The organism is Mycobacterium talmoniae (genome assembly GCF_001854525.1).
Lineage (GTDB): Bacteria > Actinomycetota > Actinomycetes > Mycobacteriales > Mycobacteriaceae > Mycobacterium > Mycobacterium talmoniae.
In genome coordinates, this window is record NZ_MLQM01000126.1 from 1 (window position 1) to 16,199 (window position 16,199).

A 16,199-nucleotide genomic window follows, 5' to 3' on the forward strand; every position below is an offset into this window, starting at 1 on the left:
ACGCACTGCCCGGGCTGGGCGTGACCGCTTTCGGCGCCCCGGGCGGGGCGGGATAGCGGGCGATCACCGCCGGGGCGCCGCCCTCGGCGACGATCCGAACCTGCGGAAAGCCGGCCTGCGACAGCAGATCCGCGACCACCTGGGCGCTGCGATGCACCTCGGGTCGGCGCTGCGGGTCGGCCCACACCGATTCGATGCGGACCAGACCCTCCAGGTCGCGCCGCACCGACGGCAGCACCTCCCGCACCCGCTGCACCAGATCAGTCATGGCAACGAGGCTAGGTGATCTCCAGGATCGCCACCGCGGCGGCGGTGTCGGCCTCGTGGGTCAGCGACACGTGGATCGTCACGTCGGCCAGATGCTCGGCGATCGCCCCGGTCAACCGGACCCGCGGCCGGCCCCACATGTCGGTGACCACCTCGATGTCGCGGTGGATGCCTTCGGGCAGCACCGGCCGCTGCGCGAACCGCGACCCTGACCACGCCTTGATCACCGCCTCCTTGGCCGCCCACCGGGCCGCCAGGTGCCGGGCCGCCGACGAACTCTTATCCGACGCGTCCCGGCGTTCCCCGGGGGTGAACGTCTCGGCGAACACCGTCCCGGGCTGGTCGACCTGATCGGCGAAGTCCGGGATCGACACCAGATCGATCCCCACCCCAACGATGCTCATCGGGCCTACCGCAGGTAGATGTCGTCGTCGCCGAGGCGGGCGTCCGGGTTGAGCAGCATCGCGGCTTCCTGACGCTTCTCGGACAGCTCGTGGTCGAAGCGCCGGTCGGCGGGCCGCTCATACATCGGTCGGCCCCCGGCGATCGCCGACGCCAACCGACGCTGCCCGGCCAGCAGCCGGCCCGAAGCCTGCGCGGTGTAGGCCTCGCGTTGGGCCGGGTCCAGCGCGGCCAGGAACGCCTGCGGATGCACCAGCGCGATCAGCCCCGACACGTGCCCGAACCCGAGGCTGGTCACCAGCCCGGCCTTGAGCGGGAACTTCTCGCCGAGCCGCAGCGTGTCACGCACCCAGACGAAATGCCCGGAGGAGGCCAGTTCGTCGTCGACGCAGTCCAGGCTGCGGTTCGGCGGGATCACCCCGTCGCGCAGGATCTGGCACAGCCCCAGCATCTGGAACACCGCCGCCCCGCCCTTGGCGTGCCCGGTCAGGCTCTTCTGGCTCACGATGAACAGCGGCGCGCCGTCGGAGCGGCCCAGCGAGTCGGCCAGCCGCTCATGCAGCTCGGTCTCGTTGGGGTCGTTGGCCAGCGTCGAGGTGTCGTGTTTGGAGATCACCGCGATGTCGTCGGGCCCGACGCCCAGCTTGCCCAGCGAGCGGGCCAGCGCCGAGTCGCGGCCGCCGCGCCCGGCGCCCAACGCGCCCAGCCCCGGCGCCGGGATCGAGGTGTGCACCCCGTCGGCGAAGCTTTGCGCGTAGCCCACCACCGCCAGCACCGGCAGACCCATCTTGGCCGCCAGATCGCCGCGGGCCAGCAGGATGGTGCCCCCACCCTGGGATTCGACGAAGCCCAGCCGGCGCCGGTCGTTGGCGCGGGAGAACTTCGAATCGCTGATCCCCTTGGCCCGCATCATCTCGGTGTCGGCGGTGGCCGCCATGTCGCCGAAGCCGATGATGGCCTCCAGGGTCAGGTCGTCGAAGCCGCCGGCGACCACCAGTTCGGCCTTGCCCAACCGGATCTTGTCGACGCCCTCCTCGACCGAGACCGCCGCGGTCGCGCACGCGCCGACCGGGTGAATCATCGCGCCGTAGGAGCCGACGTAGGACTGCACCACGTGCGCGGCAACGACGTTGGGCAGCACCTCCTGCAGGATGTCGTTCGGCTTGTTCCGGCCCAGCAGGTTGCCGTGGTACATGGTCTGCATCGAGGTCATGCCGCCCATCCCGGTGCCCTGGGTGCTGGCCACCAGCGACGGGTGCACCCAGCGCATCAGCTCGGCCGGGGTGAACCCGGCGGACAGGAAGGCGTCGACGGTCGCGACGATGTTCCACAACGCCACCCGGTCGATCGAGGTGGCCATGTCCTGGCTGATCCCCCACACCGTCGGGTCGAACCCGGTCGGGATCTGACCGCCGACGGTCCGGGACAGCTTGGTCTTGCGCGGCACCCGAATCTCGGTGCCGGCCTTGCGGGTCACCTGCCAGTCGGACGAATCGGGCACCGGCCGGGCCACGGTGTGCTCCGGGTCGAACGCGACGAACGCCCGGGCGTCGGCCTCGCTCGACACCACGAACGAAAAGTCCTTGTCCAGGAACACGCTGACCAACAGCGGCGAGGCGTGATCGGGGTCGATCGCGCCGTCGTCGACGAACTCGCGGATCCCGACCCGCTCCACCACCGCGTCGTGGTAGCGCTCGACCAGCTCCGATTCGTCGACCAGCTCCCCGGTGTCGGTGTCATACCAGCCGGGGGTCGGGTCGTCTTCCCAGCGGATCAGCCCGGTGGTCCAGGCCAGCTCCAGCACCCCGGCCGCCGACAGCTCGCCGGAGACCTCCATCTCGAAGCGGGTGCGCGACGAGCCGTACGGGCCCAGCTCGGCACCGCCGACGATGACCACCAAATCGGCGGGGTCGACGTCCAGGTCGTCCCAGACCGGCGGCGGCGCCGGGGTGTAGCCGCGCGGCGGGCTCGGCAGCGCGGCGATGGTGCCCTCGGCCGGCTCGTCGTCGGTGACGGCCTCGCTCACCATCTCCTCGCGGGCCTTGGCGGCCAGCTCGGCCATGTCCAGCTCGACGTCGGCCAGCCCGCCGGTCAGGTCGGCGGTGATCGGGGTGTGCGCGGCGGCCACCTTGGATTCCACATCGCACAGGCCCAGCAGCATCGCCGCCATCTGCTCGGTGGAGTAGGTGGTCACCCCGGCCTCTTCCACCGCGGACACGATCGCGTCGTTGTGGCCCATCAGCCCGGTGCCGCGGGTCCAGCCGATCAGCGCGTGCGCGAGGCTAACCCGCTCCGCCCACGACGATTCGGCGCTCCACCGGGTCACCACCGCGTCCAGGGCGGCCTTGGCTTCGCCGTAGGCGCCGTCCCCACCGAACATGCCGCGGTTGGGCGAGCCGGGCAGCACCACGTGCAGCCGCGACGCGATGTCGCGTTCGGCGCCGATCTTCGACAGCCCGCCGATCAGCCGCTGCACCGCCCACAGCAGCACCTTCATCTCCATCTCCGAGCGCGCCCCGGCCTCGGACAGGTCGCCGGCCACCCGGGGTGCCGCGAACGGGAACAGCAGCGTCGGCGTCTGCGCGTCCTTGATGTGGATCGACTGCGGCCCAAGGCTTTCGGATTGGTCGCTGCCGACCCAGGCCACCAGCGCGTCGATGTCGGCGTAGGACGCCATGTTGGCCGGCACCACCCACAGCGCCGCGTCGAAGCGGGCGTGGTCGCGGTACAGGCCGCGGTAGAAGGCCAGCCGCTCGTCGTCGAGGCGGGAGGTGGTGGCGATGACGGTGGCGCCGCCGTCGAGCAGCTGCCCCACCACCGAGGCGGCGATCGAACCCTTCGACGCGCCGGTCACCACCGCGACCTCGTCGCTGTAGCGGCCCTTGCCCGGGTTCTCCGCCCCGGCCGCGATCCGGCCGAACAGCGAGCCGTGCACGGTGCGCCCGGCCGCCAGCGCCTTGCCCTGCCACCAGCTGGCCTGGGTCGCCACCACGTGCCCGGCGCCCTCGAAGCGTTCGGACAGCCGCGGCCAGTCGGCGTCGATGTCGCCCTCGTCGGCCAGCCACAGCTTGACCAGGTCTTCCCGGGCGCTGGCCCACCGGTCGTCGAAGACGACGGCCTTGCGGGCGTCGAACACCGGCGCCACCAGCCGCGGCCAGTCGGCGCCGAGCTCGGTGGTCACCAGGTCGATCAGCTCGGCGTCGGTGGCGGCGTCGGACACCGCGGCCATGTCATCGCTGAGGCCCAGCTGGTTGAGCACCAGCCGCGCCGCGGAGGCCAGCACCCCGTCGCGGCCGGTGATCTGCTCGGTGAACTCGCCCAGCGCCGCGGCGTCGACGGTCGCGCCGCCGCCTCCCCCGGATGACGGCAGTGCGACCGCCACGCCGTGGCGGGCGGCCACCGCACCAACGGCGGCGTCCACGACCTTGTCCACCGCGGCGGCGTCGGCCAACGCGCCCTCGTGCAGTCCGCCCAGCGCCCCGCCGCGCACACTGCTGCCCTCGCGGGTGCCCAGCGCGACCTCGACGGTGACGTGCTTGGCCCAGCCGTCGCCGAGTTCCCAGGTCTTTTTGACCCGCTCGGCGATCGCGGCGGGCCGCTTGCCCGACGGCCCCAGCGCGGTGCGCAGCTGGTCGTTGATGGCGTCGGTCAGCACCGGGCCGTAGGGCTTGTAGGTGCGGGCCAGCTTGGTCACCTGGGTCTTCAGCCCGGCCAGGTCGGCTTCGGCGGCGCCGTCGATCGCGCCCAGGTTCAGCTCCGAACCCAGGTCGACCAGCAGCTGGTTGCGCCGCGACGACGCACCGTCGGTGATCGATTCGATGGAGTCCAGCGGCTCGATCTGGTCGATGCGCATCTTCGCCGAGAGCGCGATCAGCGCCAGGGTGGCGTCGGCGGCGTCGAACCCGATGTCGTCCGGACGCGGGCCACCCGACGGCGCTGACGGGGCGGCCGGCGCCGGGGCGGCGGCCTCGGCGGGCGCGGCCTCGGCCGAAACCTCCGCCGGCGCTTCGGCTTCCGGCTCGTCCTCCGGCTCGGGGTCGGTGTCGGTGGCGAACAGCACCGCGGCGTCGCGCTCGGAGTTGAGCACTTCCACTGTGCTGTGGGCGTATTCGGGCAGCTTGAGCGTGTTGGTGGCCAGGCCGGTGACCGTCGGTGAGGACTTCACCCCGATCTCGACGAACCGCTCCACCCCCAGGCCGCCGGCGGCCTCCTCGATGAACAGCAGGTCCTGGGTTTCGATCCAGCGCACCGGGCTGGCGAACTGCCAGGCCAGCAGCTCGATGACGATCTTGCGGCACAGCTCGCGCGGCTTCTCGGTCCGCCAGGTGTCGTAGTCGGCGAGGATCTCATCCAGCGGCTCGGCGGGCACCAGGTCGCGGATCTCCTGAATGAACTCGCGGTCCAGGGAGAACGGCTTGGGCACCAGGTTGGGGATGTAGCGCCCGATGATCAGGTCGGGGTCCTTGTCGCGCGGCATCACCCGCTCCAGCGAGCGCCGGAAGTCGTCCACCCCGACCCGCAGCACCCGCGAGTGGAACGGCACGTCGATGCCGGGCACCAGGATGAAGGACCGCTTGCCGCCGGTGATTTCGCGGCGCCGCTCCACCTCGGCTTCCAGTTCCTCCAGGCCGCGCACCGTGCCGGCGATCGCGTACTGCGAGCCGCGCAGGTTGAAGTTCACGATCTGCAGGAATTCGCCGGTGCGCTGCGCGATCTCCTCCACGAACGCGGTGACGTCGGCGTCGTCGAGGTCGATCTGCGAGGGCCGGATGGCGGCCAGCCGGTAGTTGGACCGGCCCAGCGCGTCCCGCGGCACGATGTCGTGCATCTTGGAGCCGCGGTGGAACACCACCTCCAGCAACGCTTCCAGCTCGTAGACGCCGGACACACAGGCCAGCGCGGTGTACTCACCCACGGAGTGCCCGCAGGCGATGGCGCCCTCCACGAACGCGCCCTGCTCGCGCATCTCGGCAACCTGGGCGGCGGCCACCGTGGCCATCGCGACCTGGGTGAACTGGGTCAGGTACAGCACCCCTTCGGGGTGGTTGTAGTGCACCCCGGAGGCGATCAGCGACGTCGGGTTGTCGCGCACCACGTGCAGCACCGAGAAGCCCAGGGTGTCCCGGGTGAACTTGTCCGCGGAATCCCACACCTTGCGGGCGGCCTTGGACCGGGCCCGGACCTCCATGCCCATGCCCTTGTGCTGAATGCCTTGCCCGGGGAAGGCGTAGACGGTCTTGGGGGCGGCCAGCCGTGCGGTCGCCGACATCACCAGATCCGAGCCGACCCGGGCGGCGATCTCCAACACCTCGGCGCCCAAGTCGATGCCGACCCGGTCGACGCGGAAGTCGACGTCGTCGCCGGGGCGCACCATGCCCAAAAAGCGCGCGGTCCAGCCGACCAGCCGGGCCGGCGGCCGGGCCTGGCCGTCGGTGGCGGTGACCACGTGCTGGGCGGCCGCCGACAGCCACATGCCGTGCACGATCGGGGCGTCCAGCCCGGCCAGCAGCGCGGCGGCCCGGTCGGTGTGGATCGGGTTGTGGTCCCCGGAGACCACCGCGAACGGCCGCATGTCGGCCGGCGCGGTCAGCGTCACGTCGCGGCGACGCCGCCGCGGGGTGTCGGTGGCGTTGTCGGACACCGCGCCGCCGGCCCGCACCGGGTCGGTGAGTTCGGCGGCCCCGGTGCGGCCGCGGATCGCGAACCGCTCGTCCAGGGTGGCCAGCACGGTGCCGGCCGCGTCGGCGACGGTGACCGTCACCGGCACCACCCGGCCGACCTCGGTGTCGGTGGCCGCCGAAACCGTTGCGGTGACGGTCAATTCCGCCGCGGAGTCGGGCAGCGGGGCGACCAGGTGCGCGGCGTGGTCCAGGTGCACCAGCGACAGCAGGCCCTCCACCACCGGGAACCCGGTGTCGGTGGCGGCCGCGCCGATCGCGGCGAACACCGCCGGCCAGCAGCGGCCGACCAACGCGTCGGGCACGGTGGACAACCCGGGCGCCAGCGGCGCGCCGAAGGTGGCGGTGACCCCGGTGTGGTCGGCGACCTGCTCGGGGTTCCAGTTCACCGTCACGGTGGCGACACCGTCGGTCACCGGCGGCAGCGCGTCGGGTCCGTCGACGCCGGCGGCGATCGCCAACACCGCGCGCATCGCGGCCGCGGCGTCCTCGGTGCGCACCACCGGGGTGCCGCCGTCGACGGTGACGGCGGGCAGGGTCAGCCGGATGTCGATCCAGGTGCCCGACAGCGGCACGGACAGCACCACGTCCTCGCCGTCGAGCTCCAGCCGCGCGCCGGTGGACGGGTGGCTGGCGGTGCGGTTTTCGTGCACCTGCCACTGATCGGGGGCGGCGATGCGGTGCACCGGGTTGGTCGCGGTGCGCCCGGCCCACAGCACGTCGGGGGCGTCCAGCACGATGGACAGCGGCCCGGTCACGTCGGTGCGGCCCTGCCGGCGCGCGGTCACCGGCTGCGGCTGCCCGTTACCGGAGACCACCTCGTCGATCGCGGCCTGCTCGAACCGGTCCAGCAGTTCGCCGACCGGCTCGTCGACCCGGGTGATGCCGGCGACCGCGGACGTACCCGGGATGATGCACACCTGATCGGCGTCGTAGCGGGCGTCGTGGGCCTGCCACAGCGAGTCGCTGCGCCACCACCGGCGCACATCCTTGTCGATCACCGGGACGAAGTTGACCGGCTTGCCCAGCGTCTTGCACAGCTGGATGAAGAACGGCACGTCGGCCGGGTGCAGCACCACGGTGTCGGCGTCCGGGTAGTGCTGCAGCAGCAGCGCGATCGCGTCCGCCGGCCGCTCCAGCAGCGCCGCGTCGGCGAACAGGGTCTCGATCGGGCCGAAATCGGCGGCGTGCAAACGTGCTTCGGCGCGCTGCAGCATCGAGGCGAACCGGTCCCGCCAGGTGTCGGCCAGCCACGGGCTGCCCGGTGAGGCGGTGTCGGCGGTGGAATCGCCGTCGCCGATGGTCAGCTCGAGGTAGCGGTCCAGCCACTGCCGGTAGGTCATCTCGGCGACGTCACCGAAATACGGCTTGGCGGTGTTGGCCATCGCCGCGATGATCTCGTCGCGGCGGGCCGCCACGGCCTCGGCGTCGCCGGCGACCTCGTCGAGCAGCCGACCGCAGCGCGAGGCGGTGTTGTCGATCTCGTGGATGTCCGCGCCGAGCTGGCTGCGGGAAGACGCCATGCCGCCCTGGGCTTTTCCGGCGCTGATCCACTGGTCGGTGCCCTGGGTTTCGACCAGCATCTGCTTGACCGACGGCGAGGTGGTGGCTTCCTTGGTGGCCATCGCCGCGGTGCCGACCAGGATGCCGTCGACCGGCATCAGCGGGAAGCCGTAGGCCAGGGCCCACCGCCCGGTCAGGTACTCCGCGGCGCGTTCCGGGGTGCCGATCCCGCCGCCGACGCACACGGTGATGTTCGACCGCGACCGCAGCTCGGAGTAGGTGGCCAGCAGCAGGTCGTCGAGGTCCTCCCAGGAGTGGTGCCCGCCGGCCCGGCCGCCCTCGATGTGCATGATGACCGGTTTGGTCGGCACCTCGGCGGCGATGCGGATCACCGAGCGGATCTGTTCGACCGTGCCGGGTTTGAACACCACGTGGCTGATGCCGATGTCGTTGAGCTCGTCGATGAGTTCGACGGCCTCTTCGAGGTCCGGGATGCCGGCGCTGACCACCACCCCGTCGATCGGGGCGCCGGACAGCCGGGCCTTTTGCACCAGCCGCTTGCCGCCGACCTGCAGCTTCCACAGGTACGGGTCCAGGAACAGGGTGTTGAACTGCACGGTGCGGCCCGGCTCCAGCAGGCCGGTCAGCTCCTCGATGCGGGCGTTGAAGATCTCCTCGGTGACCTGGCCGCCGCCGGCCAGCTCGGCCCAGTGCCCGGCGTTGGCGGCGGCGGCGACGATGTGCGCGTCGACGGTGGTCGGGGTCATGCCGGCCAGCAGGATCGGCGACCGGCCGGTCAGCCGGGTGAACTTGGTGGCGAGCTTGGTCCTGCCGTCGGGCAGCGCCACCACCGACGGGGCGTAGCTGGTCCAGGGCCGGGCCACCTCCGGGACGGCGCCGACGGTGAACAGGTTGCGCTGGCCGCCGCGGGTGGCCACCGGCACGATGCCGATCCCCAGCCCGCGGATCACCGGCGCGGTCAGCCGGGTCAGGATGTCGCCGGGACCCAGGTCCAGGATCCAGCGGGCCCCCGCGTCGTGCAGCTCGGTGACCTCGTCGACCCAGTCCACCTGACGCACCAGGATGGCCTCGGTCATCTCCCGGGCCAGCGCGACGTCCAGGCCCACCTGCTCGGCCCAGCCGCCGACCAGGTCGATGCCGTCGGCCAGCCGCGGGGTGTGGAAGCCCACCTCCACGGCCACCGGCTCGAACACCGGGGCGAAGACGGCGCCGCCGCGCACCTTGTTCTTGCGGTCGGCGGCCTCCTTCTCGGCGATCTGCTCGCAGTACAGCTCGAAGCGGGACAGTTGCTCGGGGGTGCCGGTGATGACGACCGCGCGGCGGCCGTTGCGGATGGACAGCACCGGCGGCAGCACGGTGCGCACGTCTTGGGCGAACTCTTCGAGCAGTTCGTAGAGCCGCTCGGGGTCGGCGTTGGTGACCGACACCATCGGCGGGCGGTCACCGAGCACCGAGATGCCGCGCCGGCGGGCCACCAGGGTGCCGGCGGCGCCGATCAGCTGGGCCAGGGCCAGCAGCTGCACGTCGGCCGCACCGGCGGCTTTGAGCGCCTGCACGGCCAGCACGCCCTGCGAGTGGCCGGCCACGGCCACCGGCGGGGTCGCCGAGAGGTCCATGCCCTGGCGGGCCAGGGCGCGCATCGCCGCGATCTGGGTGAGCAGCACCCCGGGCACCGACACCGCCGCCGAGGTCAGGTGCTTGGCCGACGGGACCGGGTCCTCGGCGGCCAGCGCCCGCACCCAGCTCAGCGGCTCGAACCCGATCGGGCGGACCACCACGAGTTCCTTGGCGACCGGCTCCAGCAGCAGTTCGGCCTCACCGACCAGCGTGGTCAGCTCGGACTCGATCCCGGCCGCGGACACCAGCTCCTCGAGGGTCTCCAGCCAGGCGCTGCCCTGCCCCCCGAACGCCACCGCGTAGGGCTCCCCGGCGGTCAGACGATCGACCAGCGCGTGGGTGTGCGTCGACTCCGGGGCGGTCCCGTCGTGGTCAGCGGACACCCGGTCGTGCTCGTGGATCGTCACGTTGTTTATCTCCCTGTAGTGCTCGTATCGCGTGTCCGGCCGGCGCTCCCTGCGGAGGTGGCGGCCCTCGGTGGTGAGTCCTCGTCGACTCCAGCTCAGCTGTCCCGGGTCGGTGTCCGGCGGGTCAAAACGCCGCGGCGGACGTCATCGGCTGCATTAAGGGTGGCATAAGAATCTGGGCCGTTTCGTCGAGAAATCGGTTACTGGTGAGTTCTACGCACGGGTAACCGTGCCCTGGGTAACACCGGGTTGAACGACGGTCAGCGGCCTCCGGGACAAACGTCCTGCGTGCAGGTGGTTACGGTCGAGTAGCCACAATAGCGCAGATCAAGGCAGTATTGTTATCGAATCGTTATCTTCGGTTTCCGGCCCGCCGACCGGTGCCGACGCGGTCGGACGACCGCACCGCGGTGCGCGCGGGTTTGCTGGTGCGTGAGTCAGCCGACGGCGTCCAGGCCGGCCATGCGGCCCGCACCCCAGCTGCGCTGGATGTATCCCACCACCCGGTCCAGTTCGGCCTGGGTGACCGAGGCCCGTTCGCCGGGCTCCAGCGGGTCGAAATGGAAGATGTACAGGCGTGAGGCGAACTGCTCGAACGGCAGCGACGCCTCCCCGAACCGCTCCCCGTGGCCGGCGGTGCTGACCACGACGCCGTCGCCCCAGTCCTGGCCGCTGTCGTTGTTCGGGTTGTAGAAGTAGACCCGCATCGTCTCCTCGGGGTCGAGGCTGACGCGCAGCACGGTGATGGCGTGCCAGCCGATGAACCGGGCGGCGCTGTCGGTCACCGCGACCCCGGCCGGCTGCGGGTGGATCAGCGGCTGGTTGCCGTTGTAGAACGGGTGATACGCGGCGTAGAAGTGCCGCAAAAACCCGTCGATGTCGACGAGTTCGCCGGTGGCCACGTCGACGTTGATCCGGAATCCGCGCCCGGACCACCAGCCGTGAAATTCCGGGTTGACCCAGCGGTGCGGGTCGCCGTCGCGGTCGATGCAGCGCCGGCCCATCTCCGCGTAGATGCGGTCCAGGTGCGGCACCACCAGCAGCGAGACCGGGTCGAGGTCGATCGGCAGCTTGGTCGCCACCCCGGTGTCGACCTCGCGGGAGGAGATCGGCTGGCCCTCGAAGTGCATGACGATCTCGTCGTCGCGGGCCGCCCAGGCGATCGTCTGCAGCAGATAGTCCGGGTCGTTGTACGCCCACATCGACAGGGCGCGCGCGGACTGGCAGGTGGGGTTGTCGCCCTGGCCGACGCCCAGCGGCAGCCCCAGCATCGACAGCGTCCCGGCCAAAAGCCAGGTGTGCGCGTCGCGGGCCGGCCCGAACGCCAGCGTCAGCCGCTGCCGGGAGTACTCCGACAGCGGCAGCGCCAGTTGGCGCCACAGCGACGGCGCCACCGGCGGCTGGTAGAGGATGCCGCGCTCCAGCAGCAACGCCAGCCCGTAGATGCACTGGGCGGTTTCGGTGTGCACGGCCGCGGTGATCAGGGCGTGCACCAGGTCGTGGTAGCACAGCAGGCAGTCGCGCCCGGTGCTGGACAGGCCCAGCGCCTCGCCGAGCAGGTAGTCGCTCTTTTCGGCCAGGAAGCGCAGCAACACCGCGTGATACGGCGACACCAGCCCGGTGTCGTGCATCGAGCGCGCGAACCCAGCCGCCTCGTACTGCAGGCTGGGTTCGTCCATCGACTCCAGCCGGCTGCGGTAGACCTCGACGCCGGGGTCCTCCCGGCAGGCCTCGGTGGTGCCGTACAGGCTGGTGATCAGCCGGTCCACCCCCAGCCCACCGTTGCCCAGGTCGATGTCCGGGTCGCTGCGGGCGATCGAGATCTGGGTGATCATCGCCTTGATCTGGTCGACCTGGATGGGCCGCTGCCGCAGGATCCGCCAGATCTCGTCGACCAGGCGGTCCAGCACGCTGTCGTAGCCGATCTCGTCGACCAGGTGCCGGAACAGGTCCCGGGTCACGGTGGCCATCCGGCCCTGCAGTTCGCGTTCGGCCTCGGTCGGCGGGGTGAACAGCAGCGACAGGTTGATCGCCAGCACCTGGGACAGGTGGTGGCGGGCCTGCTCGGCGGAGATCAGCGGGTGCAGGTAGTCGCCGTTGGCGACCGCGGCCAGCCGCAGCTGGCTAACCGCCTCCAACACGACGGTGTCCTGGTTCTCGCTGCGCAGCGAGCCGGTGCTCAGCGCGGGCAGCAGGGTCTGCGGGGTCGCCCAGTCGGTGCCCAGGAACAGGCCGGCGGCCTCCAACTCCTGGGCCCGCGCCTGCACCGCGGCGCAGCCGCCGGGCTGCAGCAGCACCAGCCGCAGCCCGTCCAGGACGCGGCGCAGTTTGGCCGGTTTGCCGACGTCACCGGCCTCCGCCATGATTCGGGTGGCGTCGCTGAGCGTCGCCAGCCGCTTGTCCAACACCGTGCCTTCGCCGTTCCCGTTGCTGCTCGGTGAATTCAACCAGGTTCCTCACGTCTTTGCCGCCGGAGCCGTCAGACGTAGAAGTCGAGTTCTTCTTGCCGTTTGAGCAGGCGCCGCATCTCGTACGGATCGTCCCCGAAGAAGTAGACCAGACCCCAGTGGGTGCCGAACGCGGTGCGCTTGGTCACCGTCTCCTCCAGCGGCGCGGTCAGTTCGTGGGATTCGAAGTACTCGTGGTCCTCGGTCTCCTCGGGCATGGCCAAGGTGCTGACCACCCGGCGGCGCGGATACACCCCGAAGCAGCCCGCGTGGCCCTTGGCGTCGACGACCTCGCGGGGGAAGAACGCCTCCAGTTCCTCCTCGGTGGTCTTCGGGTCGAACGCCAGCACCAGACCCTGGTAGGCGTTGAATCCGTAGGTGCGTTCCAGCAGTTCGAACACCTTGAAGCCCGGCGGCCGGTAGGCGACCTCACCGAAGTACATTTCGCCGTCGCTGGTGACGAAGTATTCCGGGTGCACGAATCCGAAATCGATGTCGAAGGTCTTGATCAACTTCTCGACCTGACGGGTGATCTGCTCACGGTAACGTTCCAGCTCCGGGGAGGCCGGAACGAACACCGAATAGCCCAGCGTCACATATTCGGAGATGTTGAGGAAACGGATCTTGCCGTTGTGCACCCAGGCTTCCACGGCGAATTCCCAGCCATCCAAATGCGATTCCATCAACGCCGGGAATTCCTCGTCCGGTATCGAGTCGATGTCGTCGGGGGTGCGGATCACCCGGTGCCCCAGGCAGCCGGCCTTGTCGAAGGCCTTGAAGTGGATCGGGTCGTTGGGGTCGCCGTCCAGCTTGAGCAGGGTCTGGTTGACGCGCTTGAGGAAGCGGATCACGTCGTCGCGGTCGTGGGCCTCCTCGAAGATGCCGACCCGGATCCCGCCGAGCTGGGCACGCCGTTTCATCAGCGACTTGTCCCGCAGCAGCATCGCCTGGCCCAGCAGCCGCGGATTGTCCAGCAGCACCGAGTTGATCGCGCCGGCCCACTCCACGGTCTCCTCGAACAGCGGGATCGCGACGTCGACGCCGCGCTCCTTGAGGGTCTCGGCGATCTCCATAGATCGCTCGTTGAGTCGCTCGAAATTCCAGGCGATGTAGGGGATGCCGTGCTGCTGGCAGTATTCTTCGGCCCAATCCGGGGCGACCACCACATAGCGGCGGTCGAACCGGTCCACCGCATCGATGGCATTCAGGCTCCAGCCCAGCAGCGCGATATAGCCCTTTTCCGGGTTGCGAACCTTGTCCGAATTGCTATTGTCCGGTGCGCCTACGGAATTCGGCAAAATAATACCCCTCTTATCCCTTCTTCGAGCGTGATTTCTCCCCACGTTACCTGCCGCGCGCCGACGTTGCCGGGGGGCCACGAGATCGACCGCTCCCGCAACGTCTGCACCAGCAGCAACGTGAGTGACGGTGACCCCAGCTGCCTCAGTTCTTGCCGGAACGGCGCGCGGATTCGTCATAGCCGGGGACGACCGGGCAGGATTGGGGACGGCGAAACGGAACCCCCGAGGAAAGGCCCACCCCCAAGTTGCGTCCCTGGATCGTGTGGTGCACCGGGCTGCTGGCCTACATCGTGGCCGTGCTGGACCGGACCACCTTCGGGGTATCGGGGCTGGACGCGGCCGACCGGTTCGGGGCGAGCTCCAGCGTGCTGTCGACGTTCGTGGTGCTGCAGATCATCGTCTACGCCGCGACCCAGATCCCGGCGGGGGTGCTGCTGGACCGATTCGGCCCCAAGGCGATGATCGCCACCGGTTTGGCGATCATCTCCGCCGGGCAGCTGACCTTGGGGTTGACCCATTCGCTGCCGACCGCCATCGGCGCCTACGCGCTGGTGGGGCTGGGTGACGCGTTCATCTTCATCTCGGCGATCCGGCTGGTGCCGAACTGGTTCGCTCCCCCGATGGTGCCGCTGGTGACGCAGCTGACCGGGATCTGCGGCCAACTCGGCCAGGTGCTGTCGGCGGTGCCGTTTCTGGCGCTGCTGCTGCACCACGGCTGGACGGTCGCCTACGCCGCCGCGGCCGCGCTGGGCGTGTTGTCGATCGTGTTCACGCTGGCGCTGGTGCGCGACACCCCGCACGGCACCGAGGTCGTTGCCGAGCCGCGGACCGTGCACAGCACCGTGGCCGACATCAAGGCGGTGTGGTCGCGGCCGGGGACCCGGCTGGGGTTCTTCACCCACATGGGCACCCAGTTCGCGATGACGGTGTTCGCGCTGATGTGGGGGCTGCCGTATTTGACGAAGGCGCAAGGCCTGACCCCCAGCGTGGCCGGCGGGTTGCTGACGGTGTCGGTGGCCACGTTCGCCGTGGCCGGGGTGGCGATCGGCATCTTCTCCGGGCGTCATCCGCACGCCCGGCCGGCGCTGGTGCTCGGGCTGATCGTCGCCAGCGCGACGATCTGGACGGTGGTGCTGGCGCTGCCGCACCGGGCGCCGGGGTGGCTGCTGGTGCTGCTGGTGGTGGTGATCGCGGTCAGCCAAACCGTGTCGCTGGTCGCGTTCGACTTCGCCCGCACCTACAACCCGCGCACCAGCCTGGGCACCGCCCAGGGCATGGTCAACACCGGCGGGTTCATCGCCTCGCTGCTGGTGATGCAGGCGATGGGCATCATCATCGGCGGCGTGTACTCGTTCGACTCGTTCCGGGCGGCCTGGACCGTGCAGTACGTGGTCTGGGCGGTGGCCGCGGTCGGCGTCGCGCGCAGCGGCCGCAAGGCGCGCCACTCCGAGCGGCTCGGCGAGCCCGGCGCGCTCACCGTTTCCCCCGGCCACTGACCGGGGGCGGCCGGGTGGTCGGCCACGTTTGATGGGCCCACGCGGGTGGTACACCCCAACGCGAAAGGCCCCCACGGTGTTCGAGGTGACGCGTACGTCAATGTGGTGTTCAGTTTTGCGCCCGCTCGATCCTGCGCGGACCGGGCGCGGTCCGTCGACCGGAAGTGTGTGCCCATGCCACTGGTGAGTGGCGCGGAGGCGGCCGGCGGGTTCCGGATCATTCGGCTGCTGGGCTCCGGTGGGATGGGCGAGGTTTACCTGGCTGAACATCCCCGGCTGCCGCGCCGCGACGCGCTCAAGATTCTGCCCAGGGATGTCTCGGACGACCCGGGATTTCGCGCCCGGTTCAACCGCGAATCCGAGCTGGCCGCCGGGTTGTGGCATCCGCACATCGTCGGCCTGCACGACCGCGGCGAGTTTGGCGGGCAGCTGTGGCTGTCGATGGACTATGTGGAGGGCACCGACGCGGCGCAGCTGCTGTGCGAAAAGTATCCGGCCGGGATGCCGACCGACCTGGTGGTCGAGATCGTCGCCGCGATCGCCGACGCCCTCGACTACGCGCACGACCAGGGATTGCTGCACCGCGACGTCAAACCCGCCAACATCCTGATCAGCCACTCGTCGCCCGGCCCGCAGCGTCGAATCTTGTTGACCGATTTCGGGGTGGCGCGCCGGCTCGACGATGTCAGCGGGTTGACCGAGACCAACATGACCGTGGGCACCGTCAGCTACATCGCCCCCGAGCAGCTGGCGGACGGCCCCATCGACGGGCGCGCGGACCAATATGCGTTGGCCGCCACCGCGTTTCACCTGTTGACCGGGTCGCCGCCGTTCGCCGACAAGAACCCCGCCGTGGTGATCACCAAACACCTGCATGCGCCGCCGCCGCGCCTCGGCGATATCCGGCCGGACCTGGCCGGCTGCGACGAGCCGTTCACCCGCGCGCTGGCCAAACGCCGGATCGATCGCTTCGGGCGATGCCAGGATTTCGCCGACGAACTGCAGCGCTGCACCCGCGCCGCCTGCGGCGCCCCGGCCGGCGCCACCGCCGGCGCGTCGG

At 70.5% G+C, this 16,199-nt stretch carries 6 protein-coding genes and 1 pseudogene; 2 read left to right on the top strand and 5 right to left on the bottom strand.

Annotated features, from left to right (window positions below; translation table 11 throughout):
• The 5 genes and pseudogenes from BKN37_RS19390 to BKN37_RS19410 all read right to left on the bottom strand — a co-directional run.
• A pseudogene (locus BKN37_RS19390) lies at positions 1-268 on the bottom strand (dipeptidase); the annotation flags it as partial.
• 10 nt (positions 269-278) lie between these two features.
• Positions 279-671: a holo-ACP synthase AcpS gene (gene acpS, locus BKN37_RS19395; RefSeq protein ID WP_071028589.1), complete on the bottom strand. Its 393-nt coding sequence runs from the start codon at positions 669-671 to the stop codon at positions 279-281.
• A 5-nt stretch (positions 672-676) separates the two neighbouring features.
• Positions 677-9,895: a type I polyketide synthase gene (locus tag BKN37_RS19400; protein ID WP_071028590.1), complete on the bottom strand. Its 9,219-nt coding sequence runs from the start codon at positions 9,893-9,895 to the stop codon at positions 677-679.
• Between the two features lie 437 nt (positions 9,896-10,332).
• On the bottom strand, positions 10,333-12,258 hold the full coding sequence (locus BKN37_RS19405) for a hypothetical protein (RefSeq protein ID WP_242657296.1): 1,926 nt from the start codon (positions 12,256-12,258) through the stop codon (positions 10,333-10,335).
• Positions 12,259-12,374: 116 nt separating this feature from the next.
• On the bottom strand, positions 12,375-13,415 hold the full coding sequence (locus BKN37_RS19410) for an ATP-grasp domain-containing protein (RefSeq protein ID WP_242657297.1): 1,041 nt from the start codon (positions 13,413-13,415) through the stop codon (positions 12,375-12,377).
• 473 nt (positions 13,416-13,888) lie between these two features.
• Between BKN37_RS19410 and BKN37_RS19415 the strand changes: the two genes are divergently transcribed.
• Both BKN37_RS19415 and BKN37_RS19420 read left to right on the top strand, forming a co-directional pair.
• Positions 13,889-15,139, top strand: coding sequence for an MFS transporter (locus BKN37_RS19415; RefSeq protein ID WP_071028593.1), 1,251 nt, complete (start codon positions 13,889-13,891; stop codon positions 15,137-15,139).
• A gap of 174 nt (positions 15,140-15,313) precedes the next feature.
• A partial coding sequence (locus BKN37_RS19420; protein ID WP_131823653.1) for a serine/threonine-protein kinase occupies positions 15,314-16,199 on the top strand: 886 nt, incomplete at its 3' end.